This is a genomic window from Paraburkholderia caledonica (assembly GCF_000383275.1).
GTDB lineage: Bacteria > Pseudomonadota > Gammaproteobacteria > Burkholderiales > Burkholderiaceae > Paraburkholderia > Paraburkholderia caledonica.
In genome coordinates this window covers 232273-254809 of the sequence record NZ_KB911042.1, presented here as the reverse complement: position 1 = coordinate 254809, position 22537 = coordinate 232273, and the positions used below count along the sequence as shown (strand labels likewise).

The following is a 22537-nucleotide window of genomic DNA, read 5'->3' as shown; positions in this document are numbered from 1 at the left end:
GATTTAGACGCCTGGCGAGCGGACTGGGTTGTCGGCGGGTTCAATCATTGTTTCGGCAGATGCGGACGTTTGCGCCTGCTCGGCGACGAGCGCGCCGCTTGTTGCCGCGCCGCCCTGCATCTCGCGCAGCGCCGCTTCGATTACGCCCTGCGCTTGCGCCGCCAATGTACGACGGTCCGCGCCCGCCGCAAGCGGCGCACACACGTACACATGTGCGGTCAACGGCCCGCCGCGCAGCAGCAGGTTAAGCGAGTCCGCGAGCGACAGATCGTCGATATAGGCAGGTGCCGTGGACTGCCGGCCGTGCGCGTCTTCATACATGATGCATAGCGGCTGCACCGGCGCGCACGCCGACACCGCCGCCTGAAACATATTCGCGTGAAACGGCAGCACCGCGAGTCCATTGGACGTCGTGCCTTCCGGAAACACGCACATCAGCTCGCCCGCGCTCAAACGGTCGGACAGCTCATGCATGATCCGCTTTGCGTCGCTGCGCTTCTCACGCTGGATAAACACCGTATCCAGTTGCTGCGCGAGCCAGCCGACCAACGGCCATTGGCGAATCTCCGCTTTCGACACGAACGGCGTGGGCCGCCACGCATTGATCACATAGATGTCGATCCACGAGATGTGATTGGCCACCACGAGCGCACCGCGGTCGAGCCGCGCGCCGTCGTTATGCACGACGAGCCGCATGCCGCACAGGCGCAGCATCTTGAGCGACCATTCGCGATTGAGCGCGTGACGCCGGTCCGCGTCAACCTTCGGAAAGCGCGTCGCCACGATCCACATGCCGTGCAGCAGATGCGCGATGAGACGGGCCTTGCGTAACGCGAGCTTCATGTTCGGAGCTTTCCGTTGCGGGTCGATGCGAAATCCAGGCTGGCCAATGCGTGAGCCATGCCGGGCACGTTAGCGCTGCTCGAATGCGACGCGACCGGCCACGATGGTCGCGCGAACGCGAGCCGGCAATTCGTAGCCGAGGAACGGCGTGTTATGCCCTTGGCTCTTCAGCGCGCGCGGCTCGACGCGCCAATGCGCGTGACGGTCGAATACGCAGAGGTCGGCTACGCTGCCTACCGCAACGCTGCCCGCCGCTGGCAGATCGAGCACGGCGGCCGGCGCTGCGGTGATGCGGTTGAGCGCCTTTGCAAGCGGCACACCGGCTTCGTCGGCCCATTTCACCGTTAGCGACAGAAACAGTTCGAGGCCGGTAGCGCCCGGCGTGGCTTCGCCAAAGGGCAGCAGTTTTTCGTCGTCGTCGACCGGTGTGTGGTCGGAGCAGATTGCGTCGATGGTGCCGTCGACGAGACCCGCGCGGATCGCTTCGCGATCGCGCTGTTGACGCAGCGGCGGGTCGAGCCGGAACTGCGCGTCGAAGTAGCCGATGTCGAGGTCGATCAGATGCACATGGTTCACGGTGACGTCGCACGAAACCGGCAAGCCCTCCGCCTTTGCCTCGCGCATGAGCGCGATGCCCGCCGCCGACGACACATGCGACAGATGCACCCGCGCGCCCGTCACCCGCACGAGTTCGAAGATGGTATGCAGCGCGATGGTTTCCGCCGCGACGGGCACGCCGGAAAGGCCGAGCCGCGACGCCAGCGCGCCGCTCGCCGCCACGCCGCCCTTGCCGAGGTAGGCATCCACAGGACGCAGCCACACCGTGTAGCCATACGTTTTCGCGTATTGAAGCGCGCGCATCAACACCTGCGTATCCACCACCGGCGCGTCGGCCTGCGAAAAACCGATGCAACCCGCTTCGGTCAGTTCGACCATTTCCGTGATGACCTGGCCCTTCAGGCCGACCGTCAACGCGCCGAGCGGATACACATGCGCCTGATCGAGATTACGGGCGCGGAACTTCAGCATTTCGACGAGACCGGGTTCGTCGAGCGTCGGATCGGTGTCCGGCGGACAAACGAGGCTCGTCACGCCGCCAGCGAGCGCCGCGGCCATTTCCGATTCGAGCGTGGCCTTGTGTTCAAAGCCCGGCTCGCGCAGACGCGCGGACAGGTCGACGAGACCGGGCGCGATATGCAGACCGCGCGCGTCGATGGTTTGCGTCGCCTCGAAACCGGCGGGCGCGTTGCCGAGCGCGACGATCTTGCCCGCCTCGATGAAAACGTCCTGCTGCTGTTCGGTACCCGCTGCCGGATCGATCAGCGTGCCGCCTTGAATATGAATCTTCATGCGCTGCCTTAATGTTTCAGCCGGATTCGGCCAGGTTCTGCGTTGTTTGCCGCATGTGCGCCGGGGTGGCTCAGCACGCATGCGTTTGCCGGATCAATCGTTATTGCCTGCGACGATCCCCATCACCGCCATGCGCACTGCAATGCCGAACGTCACCTGATTCAGAATCACCGATTGCGGACCGTCGGCCACCTGAGAATCGATTTCGACGCCGCGATTCATCGGGCCTGGGTGCATCACGATTGCGTCGGGCTTCGCGAGCGCAAGCCGCTCGGGCGTCAGGCCCCAGCTCTTGAAATACTCCTGCGCCGACGGCAGCAGCGCGCCGCTCATCCGCTCGTTCTGCAGACGCAGCATGATGATCACGTCGACGTCCTTCAGCCCTTCGTCGAGGTTGTGGAACACTCGCACGCCCATTTGTTCGAGGCCGCCCGGCAGCAGCGTACGCGGGCCGATCGCGCGCACTTCGGGCACGCCGAGCGTGGTTAGCGCGTGGATGTCCGAGCGCGCGACGCGCGAATGCAGAATGTCGCCGACAATCGCCACACGCAGATTCGTGAAGTCTTTCTTGTAGTGGCGGATCGTGTACATGTCGAGCAGACCCTGGGTGGGGTGCGCATGACGGCCGTCGCCGGCATTGATCACGTGCACGTGCGGTGCGCAGTGCTGGGCGATCAGATACGGCGCGCCGCTCGACGCATGACGCACGACGAACATGTCGGCGTGCATGGCCGACAGATTGTTGATCGTGTCGAGCAGCGATTCGCCCTTGCTCGTGGACGAAGCGTTGATGTTCAGATTCAGCACGTCGGCCGACAACCGTGTCGCGGCAATTTCAAACGTGGTGCGTGTGCGCGTCGAATTCTCGAAGAACAGATTGAAGACCGACTTGCCGCGCAGCAGCGGGACCTTCTTGACCTCGCGATCCGTCACGCTGACGAACTGGCTTGCCGTGTCGAGAATGTGGTTGACGATCGCCTTCGGCAAACCTTCAATCGACAACAGATGCTTCAGCTCGCCGTTTTTCGTGAGCTGCGGGTTGCCCTTCAGGAAGCCGTAGCGAAAGCGCTCGGTGGCGCTGTCGGCTTGGTCGTGAGAGGCCTGGTTCGCGGTGTTCATGAGTTACCTGCTGGAGAAACGGACTTCAACGTGTGTGCGGCGGGCGGCGAGTCGCGGTGCGTGCGCACTCGCGCCCGATGCCGTGCTCAATCGGCGCGGGCTTCGGTGTGAAAGGTGAAACGCGGCTGGCCTGCGCTGCTCTCGTCGCGCGCGAGCACCAGCGTCGCGTCCGCGGGCACATCCACCACGCCGCCGACGAAGCGTGCCGCTACCGGCAACTCGCGCCCGCCGCGATCGGCGAGCACCGCCAGTTCGACCGCCGCCGGGCGGCCGTAGTCGTAGAGTTCATTGAGCGCTGCGCGGATCGTGCGGCCGGTGTACAGCACGTCGTCGACCAGCACGATGCGGCGGCCGTCGACGGAAAACGGCAGCGACGTCGGACTCGCCTGCGAATGCAGACCTTTCTTCGCGTAGTCGTCCCGATGAAGTGCGACATTCACCACGCCGAAACTCGGGAGCTTCAGATCATGCGCGAGCCGTTCGGCGAGCCACGCACCGCCGCTGTAAATGCCGGCGAGCACGGCGCCCTCGGCACCGTTTTGCGCCGCACCGAATTCGTCGCCGTAGGCGGCGCGAATCTGATCGAGCAGCGCGCGATAAAGCGCTTCGGCGTCAATGGAACTCATGATTGTCGGAAAGTCCGTCTAGATATTGCTGAAGGATGATGCTGGCGGCTTCGGCGTCGAGCATGTCGGCACGGCCCTTGCCCTCGCGGATACCCGACTTTGCCTCCACCGATGAATAACGCTCGTCGATCCACGTGACGGGCAAATTGAAGCGGCCGTTCAACTGGTTTCCAAAGCGCTTGGCGAGCTGCGTCATTTCGTGCGGCGTGCCGTCCGGATGCATTGGCAAGCCGACGACGAGCGCGTCCGGCTTCCATTCGGCGATCAGTTTGCCGACCTCTGCGAAGCGAAATTCGCGGCTGCGATTCTGCACGATGACGAGCGGCCGCGCGCTCTTCGTCAGCGAATTGCCGACCGCCACGCCGATGCGCTTTTCACCGTAGTCGAACGCAAGCAGCGTCGCCTCACGTCCGGCCGGCAGGCTCATGCGGCGCCCCTCATGCGTGCCCGGCCTCGCCCGACAGCATGGACAGCGAAATGCCGAGCAGCGCCAGCGCCGCTTCGAGACGCTCTTCGGCCGGCACGTCGAACACGATTTTCGGATCGGCCTCGACCGTCAGCCAGCCGTTTTTCGAAATCTCTTCTTCGAGCTGACCCGCGCCCCAGCCGGCATGACCGAGCGTGAGCAGGAAACGCTCGGGACCGGTGCCGCTGGCAACCGCCTCAAGCACGTCTTTTGACGTGGTCATCTCAAGACCGCCGGGCACCGACATGGACGACGTATAAGTGTTGCCGTCTTTCGGGTCGTGCAGCACGAAGCCGCGCTCGGTTTGCACCGGGCCGCCGAAATACACGGGAACATGAAGGAGAGGCTCGATTTCGAGCTTGAGGTCGATGCGACTGAAGAGCGCTTCCAGGTCGATATCGGTCGGCCGGTTGATCACGAGGCCGAGCGCGCCGCGCTCACTGTGATCGCAAAGGTAGACCACCGTTCCTGAAAACGTCGGATCGGCCATGTTGGGCATGGCGATCAGGAACTGGTTGGTCAGATTGATGCGATCGGTACTCTTGGACATAGTTCGGATTTTAGCAAAGACGGTGCAGGATGGCGGGCTTTGAGCGTGGATTGGCGACGCGAGTCATGGAGCGTGCCGCAAGCCATCGACGGCGATTCATATTGCACTCTATCACGCACGCGGGCCTTGCCACGGTGCAGCTTGGGCCTGCGCGCTTGACTGCCTGGTAGCCCGCCTGGTTGCCTACTTCGTTGCCTGCGTAGTTGCGTACCTCATGCGCTCGCTGCGCGGCCCGGGCGCACGTGACGCCCGCTACGCGCCGCCCTGCTCGATCGCCCGTGTAAGCGCGCTCAGCGCCGCGCCGCTGGCCGGCGGCGCCACGCCGGCCGCCACCTTGTGCAGCGTGGCGCGCAATGCCTCGGCCGCGCCTTCCAGCGCACTGGCCGCGGGCGCGTCAACGATCACGTGCGCACGCACCGCAGGCGTCGACACGCCGGCATGAGCGCGACGCCGCCAGGCGAGCCCCAGCGCATCGGCCAGCAGCGCGACATGGCCAAGACCGAGCGCGCAAGCTGCGGACCCGAGCCGGTACGCGGCGTCGCCCGCCTGGAGCGCTTCGCTCGGATCGGCCTTCTCAGGCTGGTCCGCGGCGCGCGCATGTTCGGCGAGCGCGGAGATGGCCGCGTCGGCCGTCTGCAAAAAGTCTTCGTACGCATGCGTGTTCACGCTCAGCACGCCCAGTTCGCGTGTCATGGAAGTGCGTGCGCTGAATGACTGCGCCTCCACGGCTCCGGCTTCCCAAAGCATTTCCGATGCCTGCGTGCCTGCCACGTGCCAATCGACCGTCAAGCCGTAATCGTGCAGCACCTCGACCTGGTCGGCATCTTCAGCGGCGGCGCCGAACAGTGCGTAATCGCGCCACAGCAGCGCGAGGGTGGCTCGCACCAGCGAGCGCTGCGCGCGTTCGATGCCGCGTGCATGATCGGCAAGCGCCAGATTGCAACGCGCGTAGAAACGCCGTGAGTCGGGCTCACCCGCCGCGCGCCCGCTGACTCGCAATGCACGGGCGCAGGCTTTGGCAAGACGCCAGAAGTCGTAGGGATCGGGACCGGCGAGTTCGGTGAATACAGCGTCGAGTTCGTCGAGCGCGGCGTTAGTGGCAGCGCGCGCCGCCACGCTGCCCGTATCCGGCTGCGAGCGCAGCACCGGGAGCAGCGCGCGTTCGTAGCGCGCACGCAGATGAGCCAGTTGCTCGGCCGACTGCGCATGAAACGAAACCGGCGGCACGGGCCGCGCGGTCAGTGCGAGGTCTTCGAAGGCCACCGGAGAAGCCGCGGTGTGTTCGCCGAGATCGGCACACAACTCGCGGTAATGACTGAAGAGCGTAGGCGAGCAAGCCAGTTCGCGCAGGTTGTGACGTTCGAGCGCTGCACGGAAGTCGCGCAGCGCGGCACCGAACGCCGGGCGCACGTGTTCGGCCTCAGACGGATCGCCCCCGGCCAGCGGCGAAAGGCGCACGAGCACGTCGGCGAAGCGCGTGGCACTCAGCCAGCCCGCGCTGCGCAGTGCGTGCGAGGCGCGCACCAGCGCGGTGGTGCAGCCGGTGTGTTGCTCGAACGCCAGCAGCGCTTCGGCTAGCGCCAGTTCCGCAAGGCGAACAGCGCCGCCGCGCGGATTGGGCAATGCGTCGAAGGGAACGGGTGCTGCGGATCGAAGAGTCATGAGTTGGCGACGGAAAGTCGGCGGGCCTCCGTTGGGCGCCGCGCGCAGACTGAGCGCCTAACGCGCGAACCGGCGACTGAACAATGACAAATGCGCGAGGACAGCTGCACAGAGACCAAATGCAGAACGACCAATGCGCCATGACAGACTACGCAACGTCAACCTGCGGTTGGAGACACGGCCAGCACGAGGACGTTCCGGCGCGTGCCACACCTCGGCCGGGCTACGCCGGCCGCCGTTTGTCTTCAGATCTGGACCATCTCGAAGTCTTCCTTGCGCGCGCCGCACTCGGGGCACGTCCAGTTGATGGGAACGTCTTCCCAGCGCGTGCCCGGCGCAATACCCTCGTCCGGCAAACCGGCTTCTTCGTCGTAAATCCAGCCGCAAATCAGGCACATCCAGCTTTGATATTCCATTCTTGTATCGCGTCGTGAAGTCCGTGGAAACGGGAGCCATGATGGTACCGTGTTGCCGCCCTAATGCCTAGCAATCGCAAACGCGCAGTCCCTGTGCCCGCCGACCTTCGGCGATGCCGGATGGGAAAAAGCGCCGCTGCGTGCGGCGTCGCGCCACAGGTTAGCCAGGAAGAACGGGACGAAGCCGACGGGGATGCGAAAAAACGCCCCCGGGCCGTTTTAGGACGCATAATTGAGCCGCTTGCGCACTCACCGCGCCAAAAATACTGCTCCTTTGTAAATCTTCATGCCTAGCGACACGCCTCCGATCGTCCTCACCTTCGGCCTCTCCGATCCCACCGGCGGCTCTGGCCTGCAAGCCGACCTGCTGACTCTTGCCAGCATGGGCTGTCATGGCGTCTCCGTGCTCACCGGCTATACCGTGCGCGACTCGGCGAGTTGCGACGAAGTCAACGGGCTCGACCCCGAGGTCGTCGCGACCCAGGCGCGCATGCTGCTCGAGGACATGCCGATTGCAGCGTTCAAGGTCGGCGCCTGCACGCGCGCCGAGGTAGTGAGCGCGATCGCCGAAGTAGTGGCCGATTACGACGACATTCCGCTAATTCTTGCCCCCGACTTCACACTCGACGACGAGCACGTCCTCGCCGCCGATGAACTGCGTGAAGCCATTGCCGACCTGCTCGCGCCGCAAACCACCTTGCTGGTCGCCGACTCGGCCACCCTGCTCGCGCTCGCCCAGCCAGACGGCGACGCCGAAGCACCGAGCCTCGACGCCGCGATCTCGCATCTGCTGTCGCAGGGCTGCGAATACATTCTGTCGACGGAAACCGGCACGCACCGGCTGGTCAATACGCTTTTCAGCGAAGACGGCCAGTTGCGCCAGGACATGTGGGATCGCGGCAGTCACCGCATCATGGGCCTGACGGATACGCTCGGCTCGGCCATCGCGGCACTTCTTGCCAATGGCCAGGAGCCGGCAGAGGCGGTTCGCGAGGCTCAGGAATATCTGTACCAGGCGGTGCGCAGCGCGTTCCGGCCGGGTATGGGCGCGTATATGCCGGACCGGTTCTTCTGGGCTCGCAGTAGCGACGACGAAACGCCGCCGGCAAGCGGCAAGGACGCGGCGCCCGGCGAAGCGCGGCACTGACGCGCTCTCCTCTTTTCGCCTTACCGCCCATCGCCTGTTTCGACGTTCGCGCGCCGGCACCTCGCCCGGCGTGCGCGGCAGCCGCGTGCTGCGGCGTTTTCCTGTCTCCTGGCGGTTCGCGCATCTGACGCCATCTTTTGTCGCTGGGCAGCGGCCTGTAAATGACGTCCCGCCCCCCGAATCCAGAATCCGTCGCGTAATTAAACGTTACAACGAGAGACAAACGCGCGCGATACACTCAGGAATCGAAATATCTTCATATTTCATATGTCATCGCCCACGTTTTTCATTCACCCGCCCAAAAGCGGGGGATCCACGGTGATTTCATTTTTCGACCTGAATAGAGGCAAAGATCAATTCACCGTATTCGAATGGACCGGCGACGGTTGGGACCGGTGCCGTGCCAAGCTACTTCAAACGCGCATTGGCGGCGGTCATCAACCGTACGGTATTCATAGAAGTCTCAAGACGCCGCTCGCCTATTGCACCATTCTGCGCGATCCGCTCGCCCGGCAAATATCGCATTACCGCTATGCACTGAACGGAAAGAACGGTGATGTCGCACGCGGTGCGAGCGTGTCGGCAACCGAAGCGCTCGTGCTGCGCGGCGCCCTTTCGCTCGACGAGTGGGTCAGCGAGTCGCTCGGCGGCAAAAATGTATTCGTGCAAATGTTGAGCGGTCATCCGGCACCAGATGAACTCAGTCTCGGTATTGCGAAAGCCAACCTGCAGCATCACTTCAGCGCAGTCGGCATCTGCGAAAACATGAGCGAATTTCTCCTCCGGCTTTGTGCCAAAACCGGAATGAAATTGCCGTTCTACTTTGAGACGAACATTACGAGCGGTTCGGCGAAAAACATTGGTCAGTTGAGCGAAAGCGCGAAACAGAAATTTATTCAGGACAATCGCCTGGATTATGAGTTCTTCGAATACGCGAAGCGCGAAATTCAACGCGACGCGCATAAGTCGGGCAGCGTGTTTGCGAATGCCCTCAATCTGGTTCACGTGATCCAGGCAGAAATTAATCAGCTCGAGAATCCGTACCTTCACAGCTCGGTGGTATTCGGCTTCGACGAAGCGTTCCTTGTCAAAGTACACGGCGTGATCAACCGCTTCGACCTCGCGCCGATCAACGAATACCTGCGGTTCGCGCAGGGCGAAGCGCGAACGTTTGCCGATATGTACGACGGCTTTGTCGACTCGGTGCTCGACGGTGTCGTGTCCGGCTGGGCCGTGAACCTCAGTCGCCCGGAACAAAGTGTGCGGCTCGAAGTGCGCGTCGGCAGCGAGGTCGTTGCGAGCGGCTCAACCGGCGAGCATCGGCCGGATGTTGCAAGCGCCGGCTATCCGAGCGCCTACACCGGCTTTTCGATCGCTTTGCCGCCGGACGCGCCGGACGGATTCCATGTCGCCGTGGCCGATTCGGCAGAACGGCTTCATAACGCCGGCGTATGGCGCCGGGGTTGGCACTGCGTTTAAGCCTTCAGGAACACACAATGAAACAGCAGCTCGGCGGCCCGGTGCAACGGTTTCACGGTGCCATTACGCTCGCGGACAGGATGCGTCTTCTCCACCAGAAGCCGGTCACGATCTGGCTGACCGGCCTCTCGGGAGCAGGCAAGTCGACCATCGCGTTCGAACTGGAACGGCAACTCGTCTGCCAAGGCCGGGCCTGCTATGTACTCGACGGCGACAACGTTCGCCACGGCCTTGGCAGCGATCTTGACTTCGATCAGCACGACCGCCACGAAAACATCCGCCGTGTCGCGCATGTCGCCCAGTTGATGAACGACGCAGGACTTATCGTTATTACTGCGCTCATCTCGCCGACGCAGGCCGACCGGACGATGGCGCGCGATATCGTGGGCGCTGACAAATTTGTGGAGATATATCTGTCCGCGCCGTTCGCGGTATGTGCGCGCCGCGACCCGAAAGGTCTGTATGCAAAGGCGCTGGCCGGTGAAATTGCATCGTTCACAGGCGTATCAGCGCCCTACGAATCCCCGGTCGATCCGGATATCACAATCGACACCGCAACGTTGACGCCGGCCGAAAGCGTAGCGGGTATCTTCCGGTACTTGCATGAGCACTGCCTCGCGCAACCGGCTTAGTCGTAAGCCGTTGACCGCTTGTCGTCGCGCAGAAACGCAAAAACGAATGAGCGCAGAAACAAAAAAACCCGCATTTGATTGCGGGTTTTCTCTTTTGCAAGCGCACCTTGCGGCGCGCTTTTCCATGGGCTCCCGGTTGAACCTCTGTACGAGGCGCAACCAGGGAGCGGACATGAATTACATGTCCATGCCCATGCCGCCCATGCCGCCGGGCATGCCACCAGGCATCGGTGCGTCTTCCTTCGGCAGTTCGCAAACAGCTGCGTCGGTCGTCAGCAGGAGACCTGCCACCGATGCTGCGTTTTGCAGTGCAGTGCGCGTGACCTTCGTCGGGTCCACGACACCAGCGTCAACCAGGTCGACGTACTCGCCGGTTGCTGCGTTGTAGCCGTAGTTGCCCTGGCCAGCAGCAACTGCCGCCACCACGACGCTGGCTTCTTCGCCGCCGTTCGTGACGATCTGGCGCAGCGGCTCTTCCATTGCGCGCAGGACGATCTTGATACCTGCGTCCTGATCGGCGTTAGCGCCCTTCAGGCCGGCAATCGCCGTACGTGCGCGGATCAGCGCAACGCCGCCGCCTGCAACGATGCCTTCTTCCACAGCTGCGCGCGTTGCGTGCAGTGCGTCTTCGACACGTGCCTTCTTTTCCTTCATTTCGACTTCGGTCGCAGCGCCGACCTTGATCACTGCAACGCCGCCTGCCAGCTTGGCAACGCGCTCTTGCAGCTTTTCACGGTCGTAGTCCGACGTAGCTTCTTCGATTTGCGTGCGGACTTGCTTGACACGCGCTTCGATGTTTGCAGCTTCGCCAGCGCCGTCGATGATCGTCGTGTTTTCCTTGCCCACTTCGATGCGCTTCGCCTGGCCCAGTTCTGCCAGCGTTGCCTTTTCGAGCGTCAGGCCGGTTTCTTCAGCGATGACTTGGCCGCCGGTCAGGATCGCGATGTCTTCCAGCATGGCCTTACGGCGATCGCCGAAGCCCGGAGCCTTCACGGCAACCGTCTTCAGAATGCCGCGGATGTTGTTCACCACCAGCGTTGCCAGTGCTTCGCCTTCGACGTCTTCTGCGATGATCAGCAGCGGACGGCCAGCCTTGGCGACTTGTTCCAGAACCGGCAGCAGATCGCGGATGTTCGAGACCTTCTTGTCGTGCAGCAGCACGAACGGGTTCTCGAGCACGGCAACTTGCTTGTCCGGGTTGTTGATGAAGTACGGCGACAGGTAGCCGCGGTCGAATTGCATACCTTCGACGACGTCCAGCTCGTCTTGCAGCGACTTGCCGTCTTCGACGGTGATGACGCCTTCCTTGCCGACCTTGTCCATTGCTTCAGCGATACGATCGCCGATCGACGAGTCGCTGTTTGCCGAAATCGCGCCGACTTGTGCGATTTCCTTGTTCGTCGTGCACGGCTTGCTGATCTTGCGCAGTTCTTCGATCGCGGCGCCCACGGCCTTGTCGATACCGCGCTTCAGGTCCATCGGGTTCATGCCCGATGCAACGTACTTCATGCCTTCGCGGACGATCGACTGAGCCAGAACCGTTGCGGTCGTGGTGCCGTCACCTGCGTTGTCGCTGGTCTTGGAAGCCACTTCCTTGACCATTTGCGCGCCCATGTTCTGGAGCTTGTCTTTCAGTTCGATCTCTTTTGCGACCGACACACCGTCCTTGGTGACCGTCGGGCCGCCGAAGCTGCGTTCCAGGACAACGTTGCGGCCCTTCGGACCCAGCGTGACCTTCACAGCGTTCGCGAGGATGTTCACGCCTTCGACCATCTTGGCACGGGCGGAATCACCGAATACGACGTCTTTAGCTGCCATCTTCTAACTCCTTGAATTCTTGGGATATAACCGGGGAAGTAGCGGCTTGCGCTTACTTGTTCACCACGGCCATGATGTCTTCTTCGCGCATCACGAGCAGTTCGTTGCCGTCGACCTTGACGGTCTGGCCTGCGTACTTGCCGAACAGGACGCGGTCACCAACCTTCACGTCGAGGGCGATCTGTGCGCCCTTGTCGTCACGCTTGCCCGGGCCGACTGCCAGGATTTCGCCCTGATCCGGCTTTTCTGCTGCGGCTTCGGGGATCACGATGCCCGACGCGGTCTTGGTTTCTTGATCCAGACGCTTGACGATCACGCGATCATGCAAAGGACGAAGGTTCATACATACTCCTCTCTTGATTGAGACTGAAGAACGCTTGGAAAACCCGGCTGGCCGAGCCAACCGGCGAAGTTGTTAGCACTCTCGTGCAGCGAGTGCTAATTATATGGACGGGTGGTGACAAATTCAAGAAGGGATGTGGGGACAGTTGAGATTTACATGCTCTGCCCCGCCACGGGATAGTTAGCCCGCCCACTCCACCAGATCCGAGGCGGCCAAGGCAGGGAGAAACCCGAACCTGCTCACTCACAAGAAATCTTCTCGACCTTCCCGCCAACCCAAGGGGCGCGCGTCATCGAATCCATAGAAACCCTAATACAGTATCGGTGCGCCGTGCCGTTGATGAGAAACCTGCGCGCTTTTTATACTGATCCGGCGCGGGACCACTGAACAATTGAGGTTTCCAATGAAGGTTTCCACGCGCCTGACGATGCTTGCGCTCGCGGCGCTCGTCGCGCTCCTGGTTGTCGGTTCCTACAGTCTTTACAGCGTCAGACAAGCGATGCTCGACGACAAGCGCGCACAGATCACCAATCTGCTGCGAATGGCAGAGCACCTCGCGACGTACTACCACGACCAGGAAGTGGCCGGGAAGTTGACGACCGAGCAGGCGCAGTCCGCGACGAAAGAGGCGTTGAGCCAACTGAATTATTCGGACGAGAGCTACTTCTGGGCTCGCCTTCCCGACGGCCTCACGCTGGTACACCGCAAGGCTTCGACCGTCGGCAAGATCAACGTCGGAAAGGCACCCGACGGACGTCCCGACGGCGACCTCTACCGTGAAATGCTCGCCCGCGAACATATTCCGATCATGACGGTGCTCGCCAAACATCCCACCAGCGGCGAGATGGTAGAAAAGATCAACGGACTGGTCGAATTCAAGCCGTGGGGATGGTGGATCGGAACGGGCATATTCACCACCGATATCAGCGCGACGTTCTGGCGAACGGGCGCGTTCCTCATCACCCTGATCTCGGTTGCGATTCTGGGTATTGCGGCACTTGCCTGGCAAATCATTCGCCGCGTGACCGGCGCACTTGGCGGCGAACCCGCCGACGTTTCGCAGGCCATGCACCGCATGTCGGTCGGCGACCTGAGTCTTCCGATCGTCGTTACGGGCGCTAATGAAACGAGCTTGCTCGCATCGGTGGCACGCATGCGGCAGTCATTGCTCGACATGGTGGTCCGCATCGGCACGAGCTCCGAGGCCGTAATGAGTGGGACGAGTCAGATCGCAGCGGGCAACACGGACCTCTCGGCACGGACCGAGCAGCAAGCCGCATCGCTGCAGGAAACGGCGGCGAGCATTGAAGAACTGACCGCGACCGTCAAGCAGAACTCGGAAAACGCGAGGCAAGCGAACGGACTCGCCGACAATGCAAATCAGGTTGCGCTCGAAGGACGCAGGATCGTGGGCCAAGTCGTGGACACGATGAGCGGGATTCAGGAGAGCTCGGGCAAGATCGCCGAGATCATCGGCATCATTGAAGGCATTGCGTTTCAGACGAACATTCTTGCGCTCAACGCGGCGGTCGAAGCCGCGAGAGCCGGCGAGGAAGGCAGGGGTTTTGCCGTCGTCGCGAGCGAAGTCCGCAGTCTCGCGCAAAGGTCGTCGAGTGCGGCCAAAGATATCAAGGCGCTCATCGAGGCATCGGGCTCGCGGGTCGAGGCAGGAGCCGAACTTGTCGCGAGCGCAGGGGAAACCATGGAAAAGGTCGGCATCGCGATTCAGCGAGTGACGGACATCATGGGCGAGATCGCGTCGGCGTCGCACGAACAGAGCCGCGGCATTGAGCAGATCAATCAGGCGATCACACAGATGGACGAAGTGACGCAGCAGAACGCCGCGTTAGTCGAAGAGGCGGCTGCGGCCGCCGGCTCTCTCGAACATCAAGCGCAGCAATTGCGCACCGCCGTATCGGTTTTCCGCACCGCCTGACACATGAGCCGGAGGTTCGCGGCGCAATGCTAGATCAACCGTTATCTAACGTTGCTTCGCTCATATAGCGGCCCCGGGCCTGTTGCGTCACCAGCGCGGCGTTGCGTTCATTGTCGTGTCGTCCGCTTACCAGGCCTGGCCGATTTCGTTGATGCCTTTGCCGAAAGCGAGGAGATGTGGAAACGCTGCGGAAATAGGGTTGCTGTATTCTGTTTCTCATGAAGAAACTCGTTCTCTCCGCCGCTGGCGCTGTAACCTCGATGCTTCCCTTGAGGCTTCGGCATGTGATGGCAAAGTCCCTCCTGGAAGATAACTCGCTCGCGAGAGAGTATGGCTATCTCTACCTGTCCAGCCTCTCACGGAAGCTCAATGTTGTGCGGTTCTCGGCAAATGGACAGTACGGCACGATGGTCAGCAGTTCGAATGATCTGAGCATTCTGAAGAAATACGCCGAGACCGGACGTTGGGCGCCTGAGCTTTCCGACAAGTTGAAATTGTTCTTCGCCGGTTCGGGAGGAACATATCTCGACATCGGCGCGAACATCGGCATGACGACCATACCGATTGCGCAGCACAACGAGCGCGTGAAGTGTTATGCGTTCGAACCGGAACCGGTCAATTACCGCAATCTTCTACGCAACATTGCGGAAAATTGCCCGTCACCCAACATAGAGACTTTCCAACTCGCGTTGCACGAACGAGAGGAAGTGCTGCCCTTCGAGATTGCCGACGGCAATCTGGGCGACCACCGCCTTCACTTCGAAACCAACCTTCCCGCAAAACAGAACGAGGTGGGTCGCAAGATCATCGAAGTGCGCTGCGCAAGGCTGGATGATCTTCCTATTCAGTTATCCGGCCCTGTCTTTGCGAAAGTCGACACACAGGGTGCGGAGCCCTATGTCTTTGCTGGCGGCAGCAAGACGCTTGCGAAAGCCGATGCGATTCTCGTGGAATGGTCGCCATATCATATGGCCCGGTTAGGGGGCGATCCCAACGTCGTGCTTAAGTTTCTTGAGGAACACTTCACTTACGGCAAGGTTGAAGAAACCGACGCAAAGGCGGGAATACCAGCCGAGACGGAACCCATGCGAACAATCGCAGCGCGCCTGCGGAGCACAATTACAAAATGGCGCGACGATCCACTCAATTACGTCGATATCTTCGCGACGAAGACGGCGTCACTCGCGCGATAGCAAAAGCGGCTTGCTGCACGCAAGCCGCTTGGCGCTTTAGAACCGCAGCGGATAACAGCCGGGACTAACACGGCCTCCGCTAACTAAGAACGTACCAACGAACCTAACAACGCCCTACCGGCTCACAGCGTCACTCAGTGACCGGTTTTTCGACAGCGTTCGTATGCCCTACGACCGACTCGAAAAACTGCGCGTACTGCCGGGAGCAGGCGTTCCACCCGAACTCGTCGACAGCTTTGCGCTTGGCCGCATTGCCGGCAATGGTCTGCCACGACTCATTGACCGACTTCAGAATCGCAGGAAGCTCGCTTACGTCATTGAACAGCATGACGTTGTCGAACCTCCGCGCGGCCCACGCCATGAAAGGTGTCGATCGTGCGATCAGAACCGGCACGAGACCAATGGCTTCAAAGAAGACGCCGCTGACGAGCATGGAGTCGGCCGCGTGCGGCAAGATCAACACGTCGCTCTGCGCAATGCCTTGCGCGAACTCTGCGTCGGTCAAAAACTTCGAATCGATGCGCACGGCTTCTCGCAGCGATTTCCTGTCGATGATTTCGTTCAGCGTCGCGAGATAAGCTTCGGTGCCGTGGCCGGCGACGTGCAGTTTGCAATCGCCCGGCCAAACGTCGAGTACCGCGTCGATCTGCTTATATGGACGAATCACGCCGAGCATCGTATAAAGCGGCGCCGCGCCGCGGGGCTTCGCCGTACCTGACGGATGGCCGGGAGCGTCCCAATAGAGCGGATGAGGTAAATACTGCGCACGGTAGCGAGCCTGAAAATCCGGCGCGTGTACAACACGGACATCGGCAAGACGATGAACGAGCGCAATAATCCGCATAGACAAGCGCCTGTTGAAGCCGACCGTATCGTGCACTGCCTGATCATGTACGAAACACACGACCTTGGCTCGCCCGATCAACATCAATGAACAGTAGAACGCCAGCAGCAGGCAGCCGGTCACGCTAAGTTGTGCCGTGCCTTTCTGACGCCTGAACGCCCGGTATTCAAGCCAATGAAATACAAGCATGTTCTCCGGCTTGAACAGATCGGCCAACCCGCCGCTCAGCAGTCCCCTGATTGACAGCGGGAACACATCGTAGCCGGCGGATCTATATAGATCCTTCTGAATGTCGATGTAGCGGTTTGTAGGATTTCTAAAAGGGCACATTAACACTCGCGGCCGTCTTTTCACTTCGTCTTTTCCATTCGCGTAACTGGTTTCGTCATTGACCTGCGACATTCGACAATCTCCGGTCAAGCTTCACGCGCGAAAACAACACGCTCAGGCGAATACCCGGACATTTACGATGCCCACCATTCAAACGCCTAAACCAGTATTGGGTGAATTAACGCTCCATCTTTAAGTTCAGCTTAGCATGCGCCAAATCGTTTTGCGAAGTTGCATCACCTTAGAACGCGCCAATCTCACAGGAGCCCAGGGCGTCCGTGTCCGAAAGTGCTGAACGCAGGCATTCGTGTCGTTTTTGCCACGCGAGGATGTGGCGGCGGGAAGCTAAGCCGACGCGCATGAAAGCGGAAAATATGACATCCATCTCTTGGGGTCAAAGCGAAAAAAATGCAGGGCGACCAGTCCCCATACGATAAGGAGAAAGTAAAACTTATTTGGGACAACCCGCGAAATCGGAAACGATCTTGCTTTCTGGCGGGAATTTGCTATTTCTCGTTTTGTCCGACGACTCTTGCGGGTAAGATCTACCCCGTTCGCAGTAGCAACCCCGCAAATTTTACGCATTGCGGGTTCGCTCCCAGCAAACGTTTGCATGGACACCGTTCTGATCCGCGGTTCCGGCAAACAGTTCGGTTGACCCCACTGTTGATGATTCCCCGACGCGCGAATCGGCCCGGCCGTTTCGACTGGCTCGTGCGCGTTTGTTTGAACCGCCTCGTTCATTAAAGCGGCGCGAACCGGTTCGGCAGACGCACGGCATGACGCACTAAATAGCACTGATATTTTATAGAAGATCAGTAGTGCGAATAAAAACAAAGATTTTCTAGTTTCAAGATCAGTAATCAACAAAATACAAAATCAAATTTATAAATTTTTTCGGGGTTTTTTCGATAGCGGATAATTCAAAATGTTGAAAAGACGACAGTTTATTGGCGCACTGACGGCACTGAGCGGTAGTGTTATTTTGAGCGCATGCGGCGGCGGTGGTGCGGAAGAAGGCGGCGCAATTACCGCTAATTCTGCGGCGCAAAAGACGAACGCAACGGCCAAAGGCACGTCGCCGAACGGCGCCGCGATGCCGCCGGCGACATCCCTGGTCGACGGCTCGGGCGCCACCTGGACTCTTTCGGGCGGTGTCGCTTATCGCAATGGCGCGAAGGCCGGGAACAACTACAACGTGATTCTCGCGCTGTGCTTCAACGGCAACATTTACGTTGAGAACACCAGCTCACAGTTTTACCAGTGGACTGGATCGACGTGGCAGTCTACGAGTGACCCGCGCCAAGGCACGACGTCGCCGGACGGTACGACGATGCCGTCGGCTCCCAACATTGTCGACAAGACCGGCGCCGTGTGGACGCTGACCAACGGCGTCATCTCCCGGAACGGCGCGGTTGTTGGCAACAACTACAACGTGTCGCTGGTGCTCTGGTACGGCGGCAAGATCTATTGCCGCAACACCAGCGGACAGTTCTACGCGAACGCAGAGGTGGCCGCCCAATGGTTGCCATGTAGCGATCCGCGTATTGCCACCGCCGCGACCGCCGGAAGCTTCTTTGGCATTAACGGTCACTTCGACTACACGTACACGCCGACGCAACTCATATCGATCCTGAAGGGCCTGGGCTGCACGAGCTACCGCGTCGGCTGCACGGCAGATCCGAATCAATTGAATGCTGTGGTCAAACTGGCACAGGCGTTCCAGTCGGCGGGTATGACGCTGCTCGTGCTGGTCAACTTGGGTCTTTACGACAGCAGCGGCAGACTGCTCGCAGGCGAATCCGCTGCGTACAACGCCACGTATGGACCGGCATTCACAATCGCAAACGCGTTGAAGCCGTACGGCGTGACGTTCTATGAATGCGGAAACGAGTTGACGCGCGACAGGGCGATCATCATCGATTCGACGAACGCAGGAACGAAGGCCCTCGACTTTAACAACGCAAACTGGCCCACCATGCGCGGCGCAATGCGCGGCATGATCGACGGAGTGAAAGCCGCGCAGCCCGGCGCGAAATGCGGTATCAACTTCTGCGTCGCCGACGTCGGTGCCTCGGACGCGCTGTGGGACGGCATGCAACCGGACGGCAGCGGCGGCTATCCGAAGGTGCGCTGGGACATCACGACATGGCACAACTATGAAGTGTATGGCGACATTTTCAACATCGGTACCGATGGCGCGGGTCCGGGCATCAACCTGCCTGCGTACTGCAAGGCCCGATACGGTGTGCCGTTCTTCATCACCGAGTGGAACACCGGCCCGGAGCAGTCGCAAACATATCGAGCGAGTTACATTACGTCGCAACTGGGTTCGTTCTATGCGGCTCGCAAGACGCACAACATTCAGTCCGTCATGTACTACGTGCTCGACAGCGGCAACAACACGTTCGGCATTATGACCAACGGTACTGCGCTGAATCCGCCGTACGGCGCATTCACGAACTTTACGTCGGGCCACGCGGACAGCTGATCCGCCCGACCGGGTTCGATGTACGAAATGGCCTCCCGCTGCTTTCTGGCGGGAGGCCATTTCTTTTTCACGAGACACCGACACGCGGCGCCGCGACTCTGGCCTGAAGAAATCGCCCGAAGCTGGCTCTACAGGCGACACGAGTTTTGGCGCACACTGCGTACAGAACTCAACGGAGCAGCCATGTACGTACCCGACCATTTCAACGAAGCGCGCAAAGACGTGCTGCATGCGTTCATCGCGCACAATCCCTTCGGCACGCTAGTCACTCACGGCACGAGCGGTCTGGACGCTAATCACATTCCGTTCGAACTAGCGCCGGAAGAAGGCGAATTCGGCGTGCTGCACGCGCACGTCGCGCGAAACAATCGGCTGTGGCAGGACGTGGCCAACGGCGATGAAGTACTCGTCGTCTTCCATGCGGGCGACGCCTATATTTCGCCGACGTGGTACCCGAGCAAGCAGGAAACGCACAGACAGGTGCCCACCTGGAACTACATGGTGGTGCACGCGCACGGCCGCATCACGATTCGCGACGATGAGAAATACGTGCGAGGCCTCGTGGCGCGCCTGACTCGCACACATGAGGCGAGCCAGCCTCGTCCTTGGAAAATGGGAGACGCGCCGAGCGAATATATCGACACCATGCTCAAAGCGATTGTCGGCCTGGAGATCGAGATCACGCGGCTCGTGGGCAAAAGCAAGCTAAGCCAGAATAAGGACGCACGCGACATCGAGGGCGCGGCCGAAGCGCTGAAGGAAAACGGCAATCATCGAATCGCCGATGCGATGCTCGAGCACGCGCCGCATAAGCAGTAAGTCATGTTGGCCCCGGCGCCCTCCTCAAGTCGGCCAGTGGGCAACATGCCCGCAGCGTCCAACGCACTACGGGTTAGTGACAAAGCGCCAAAGCGCTGCACACTCGGCACTCGATAGCTCGAAATGAGGCATGGACTTGCGCAACACCACGCTTGCCGGATCTATGCCGTCTTTGACTGCCCGACAGAAAGCAACGGGATCGTACCGACTGGGCGGCCCGCCCCGGCGGCTTCTTGCGTCGAGCAAGTAGCCACGAGTAAGGGGCGGTGCAAAGCCCGGCGATGGATCCGTCCGTGTATGGCAGTTCACGCATCGCGTGGTCCATTCCGGCAGCGATTGATTGTCGTCGCGCAGGTGCGCTACTGCCGCACGTTGCCCAGTGAAAATCGCACAGCCCATATCGCCCGGAGAGCAGCTCAAGTCGGCATGCGCGAAATGCGCATTGCTTAGTATCGCCAGGCAGATCGTCAGCCGAATCGCCCGGCGTAAGGTTGTCGACGTAATCATCAGTGCAGGCGCAGCGTGCGTGACACGCTCGGCACGCCATTGGTGTTCAACGCAAAGAGCATGTAGTAGCCAGGCACGACAACACCAGGATCGGCCGGAATCTTCAGAATGAATTCACCGGCCGTACCTACCGTGAAGCTCAACGGCACGCGTCGCTGCTCGTTATTTACAGCATGCGTGTTGGACGACAGGCGCATGAGCGCGAATGCCTTGACACCACTACTCGCTTTCACGGCGATGGAAGTACCGAGCTGTGCATCGGCGGGTACGTTACTGAGGGTCGGCCGTGTCGCTGCCGATCCATCCGCATTGAGTAGATACGGCGGCGTAAGTATTTCGATGTCCGTGTGGTTAGTCGCGCAGCCGCCGCACAGTCCCCCGCCTCCGCTCAGCACGCGGCCATCCGCCAATAGCAGCGCAACGCTGTGATACGTCCGCGGCACAGCTTGCGGCGCGAGCTGCGAAAAGACTTTCGTCGTCGGGTCCCACAACTCCGGAGTCAGCACCGCAGTGTCGTCCGAGAAAGGCTGCGCAAAGGCTTGACCGCCCACCACGACGACCTGCCCGCTCGGCAACACAACGCTGCTGCTGAATGCCCGCGTATAGCTCATCGGAGGCAGCGCGGTGGCGACCGCTGTGCCGGTGCTGATATCGATGAGCGTCGCATTCGACGTCGCATTCGACTGCTCGTAACTTGGCGCACCACCAACAGCGAGAATCTTGCCGATGTCGTACATGACGGCGTTCCCGTTCATCGCATCGGTATCGTTCGCGCGCTTGCCGGCATCGGTCACGTTGCCGTTACCTGCCGTGTCGAACCAGTGCATGGCCTGGCTCGGGCCGGCGTGGAAAACGCGTCCATTGGACACTGCGAACAACCACGCGTGATTGTCGGCGCGGAATATGCCCGCCGCGTCCTGGGTCAATATGTAGTCGGCGAGTATCGCGCCGTTGATTTGCCAGCCCGAACCGGACGTCCACGTTTCGCCGTTTTTGCCGCCCTCGCCGCCATTCCATGAGCCACCGAGCGTGAATACGCTCCCATTGCTCAACGTAACGGTCCCCTGATAGCCGCGTGGGATCTTCATCAGGTTGCTCGACGACCATTGACCTGTCGAAGGCGTGTAGATGCTCGTCTTCGAGCTGCTCGATCCCCCGTTCACCAGCAGGCGGCCGTCCGGCAGATTCGCGATACCGGGGCAGAACATATCGTGCCCGGTGTTGCTGACCAGCACCTGCTTGTTGGTTCCCGTGGTCGGGTTGAAGACCGCGGTGTAGGTCTTTCCCGGCGTGATTTCACCGGACGTAAAGTCGAGAAGCATATCCGACGACCACACCAGCACATTGCCGTCAGGAAGATTGGCGGCTGCCGCGGGAACCATCGGCACTCCGACAGGCGCCGACCACTTCGACGGCAACGTCTTCACATTCAGGCCGCTCAACTGCCACGTCTGCAGAGCGCTCCCATTGCATACCTGCTGCCGGATTTGCTGACCCCATCCAGTCAGACTCTGCGCCGCCAGACACATGCCGCTGTGCGCCGCGACGATCGCGTAGCCGTTGCCTTGCGGCTTCGCGGTAAATGTCTGGTTCGTCTGACCGTTGCACGCCCACTGGATAATGGCGGCACCAGCATTCAAGCTCTCTCCTGTCACGTCCATGCACAGGCCGCTGTTCTGATTTACGAAGTGGAACTGTGATCCGGTGGGTACGGGCCGCCATTGCTGATTTGCACCGCCCGAGCAGCCCCAGGAAATGACCGAGGCGCCACCCGTTGTCGATGCAGCGTCAACGTCCGCGCACAGATTCATACCGCTGAGCGTGATCGGACCTACCGTTTGCGCCTCTACGCGGGTCGCAAACGTGGTAAGCGCGAACGCTATAGCGGCGACGCAAAGTGCATTCACGCACCTGCCTGCATAGAGCCCGATGAATCTGACAAACGGAATTGGCGCCATGATCTCTG

At 60.8% G+C, this 22537-nt stretch carries 19 protein-coding genes; 7 read left to right on the top strand and 12 right to left on the bottom strand.

Translation table 11 applies throughout. The annotated features are described in order from the left end of the window. Nucleotides 1–3 precede the first annotated feature (3 nt). The 8 genes from H281_RS0124770 to H281_RS0124735 all read right to left on the bottom strand — a co-directional run bounded on the left by H281_RS0124770 (nucleotide 4) and on the right by H281_RS0124735 (nucleotide 7032). Complete coding sequence (locus tag H281_RS0124770; protein WP_020069827.1) at nucleotides 4–843, bottom strand: lysophospholipid acyltransferase family protein; 840 nt, start codon at nucleotides 841–843, stop codon at nucleotides 4–6. A 69-nt stretch (nucleotides 844–912) separates the two neighbouring features. Then, entirely contained in the window at nucleotides 913–2193 is a 1281-nt protein-coding gene (locus H281_RS0124765; protein ID WP_020069826.1) for a dihydroorotase, read from the bottom strand. A gap of 93 nt (nucleotides 2194–2286) precedes the next feature. Then, nucleotides 2287–3312: an aspartate carbamoyltransferase catalytic subunit gene (locus tag H281_RS0124760; RefSeq protein ID WP_020069825.1), complete on the bottom strand. Its 1026-nt coding sequence runs from the start codon at nucleotides 3310–3312 to the stop codon at nucleotides 2287–2289. Between the two features lie 86 nt (nucleotides 3313–3398). Then, on the bottom strand, nucleotides 3399–3938 hold the full coding sequence (pyrR, locus tag H281_RS0124755) for a bifunctional pyr operon transcriptional regulator/uracil phosphoribosyltransferase PyrR (RefSeq protein WP_020069824.1): 540 nt from the start codon (nucleotides 3936–3938) through the stop codon (nucleotides 3399–3401). Beyond that, the gene (gene ruvX / locus H281_RS0124750) at nucleotides 3925–4365 is read right to left on the bottom strand and encodes a Holliday junction resolvase RuvX (RefSeq protein WP_020069823.1); all 441 of its coding nucleotides are present in this window, start codon (nucleotides 4363–4365) and stop codon (nucleotides 3925–3927) included. Before ruvX ends, pyrR begins: the two co-directional genes overlap by 14 nt. Before the next feature lie 10 nt (nucleotides 4366–4375). Then, complete coding sequence (locus tag H281_RS0124745; RefSeq protein WP_020069822.1) at nucleotides 4376–4954, bottom strand: YqgE/AlgH family protein; 579 nt, start codon at nucleotides 4952–4954, stop codon at nucleotides 4376–4378. A 252-nt stretch (nucleotides 4955–5206) separates the two neighbouring features. After that, nucleotides 5207–6616: a hypothetical protein gene (locus H281_RS0124740; protein WP_020069821.1), complete on the bottom strand. Its 1410-nt coding sequence runs from the start codon at nucleotides 6614–6616 to the stop codon at nucleotides 5207–5209. 245 nt (nucleotides 6617–6861) lie between these two features. Further along, the gene (locus H281_RS0124735; protein WP_006047743.1) at nucleotides 6862–7032 is read right to left on the bottom strand and encodes a rubredoxin; all 171 of its coding nucleotides are present in this window, start codon (nucleotides 7030–7032) and stop codon (nucleotides 6862–6864) included. A 286-nt stretch (nucleotides 7033–7318) separates the two neighbouring features. Between H281_RS0124735 and H281_RS0124730 the strand changes: the two genes are divergently transcribed. The 3 genes from H281_RS0124730 (at nucleotide 7319) to cysC (ending at nucleotide 10290) form a co-directional block, all read left to right on the top strand. Then, the gene (locus H281_RS0124730) at nucleotides 7319–8179 is read left to right on the top strand and encodes a hydroxymethylpyrimidine/phosphomethylpyrimidine kinase (protein ID WP_020069820.1); all 861 of its coding nucleotides are present in this window, start codon (nucleotides 7319–7321) and stop codon (nucleotides 8177–8179) included. Between the two features lie 267 nt (nucleotides 8180–8446). Continuing rightward, on the top strand, nucleotides 8447–9658 hold the full coding sequence (locus H281_RS0124725; protein ID WP_020069819.1) for a sulfotransferase family 2 domain-containing protein: 1212 nt from the start codon (nucleotides 8447–8449) through the stop codon (nucleotides 9656–9658). Nucleotides 9659–9675: 17 nt separating this feature from the next. Next, nucleotides 9676–10290 carry an adenylyl-sulfate kinase gene (gene cysC, locus H281_RS0124720; protein WP_020069818.1) on the top strand — a complete coding sequence of 205 codons (615 nt, stop codon included), beginning with the start codon at nucleotides 9676–9678 and terminating at the stop codon, nucleotides 10288–10290. A 177-nt stretch (nucleotides 10291–10467) separates the two neighbouring features. On the opposite strand, the gene groL is transcribed toward cysC, so the two are convergent. Next, complete coding sequence (groL, locus tag H281_RS0124715; RefSeq protein WP_020069817.1) at nucleotides 10468–12108, bottom strand: chaperonin GroEL; 1641 nt, start codon at nucleotides 12106–12108, stop codon at nucleotides 10468–10470. A 52-nt stretch (nucleotides 12109–12160) separates the two neighbouring features. Continuing rightward, complete coding sequence (gene groES, locus H281_RS0124710; protein ID WP_006047749.1) at nucleotides 12161–12451, bottom strand: co-chaperone GroES; 291 nt, start codon at nucleotides 12449–12451, stop codon at nucleotides 12161–12163. Between the two features lie 403 nt (nucleotides 12452–12854). On the opposite strand from groES, the gene H281_RS0124705 reads away from it, so the two are divergent. After that, complete coding sequence (locus H281_RS0124705) at nucleotides 12855–14387, top strand: methyl-accepting chemotaxis protein (RefSeq protein WP_020069816.1); 1533 nt, start codon at nucleotides 12855–12857, stop codon at nucleotides 14385–14387. 218 nt (nucleotides 14388–14605) lie between these two features. Next, complete coding sequence (locus H281_RS0124700; RefSeq protein WP_020069815.1) at nucleotides 14606–15580, top strand: FkbM family methyltransferase; 975 nt, start codon at nucleotides 14606–14608, stop codon at nucleotides 15578–15580. A 130-nt stretch (nucleotides 15581–15710) separates the two neighbouring features. On the opposite strand, the gene H281_RS0124695 is transcribed toward H281_RS0124700, so the two are convergent. Next, nucleotides 15711–16754 carry a glycosyltransferase gene (locus tag H281_RS0124695; protein ID WP_241077910.1) on the bottom strand — a complete coding sequence of 348 codons (1044 nt, stop codon included), beginning with the start codon at nucleotides 16752–16754 and terminating at the stop codon, nucleotides 15711–15713. 928 nt (nucleotides 16755–17682) lie between these two features. On the opposite strand from H281_RS0124695, the gene H281_RS0124690 reads away from it, so the two are divergent. After that, the gene (locus H281_RS0124690; RefSeq protein WP_020069813.1) at nucleotides 17683–19245 is read left to right on the top strand and encodes a hypothetical protein; all 1563 of its coding nucleotides are present in this window, start codon (nucleotides 17683–17685) and stop codon (nucleotides 19243–19245) included. Nucleotides 19246–19428: 183 nt separating this feature from the next. Next, complete coding sequence (locus H281_RS0124685) at nucleotides 19429–20064, top strand: FMN-binding negative transcriptional regulator (RefSeq protein ID WP_020069812.1); 636 nt, start codon at nucleotides 19429–19431, stop codon at nucleotides 20062–20064. A gap of 506 nt (nucleotides 20065–20570) precedes the next feature. Here the strand turns inward: H281_RS0124685 and H281_RS0124680 are convergent. Further along, nucleotides 20571–22529 (bottom strand): RICIN domain-containing protein, encoded by a 1959-nt coding sequence (locus tag H281_RS0124680; protein ID WP_020069811.1) that lies wholly within the window; start codon nucleotides 22527–22529, stop codon nucleotides 20571–20573. Between the last annotated feature and the right edge of the window lie 8 nt (nucleotides 22530–22537).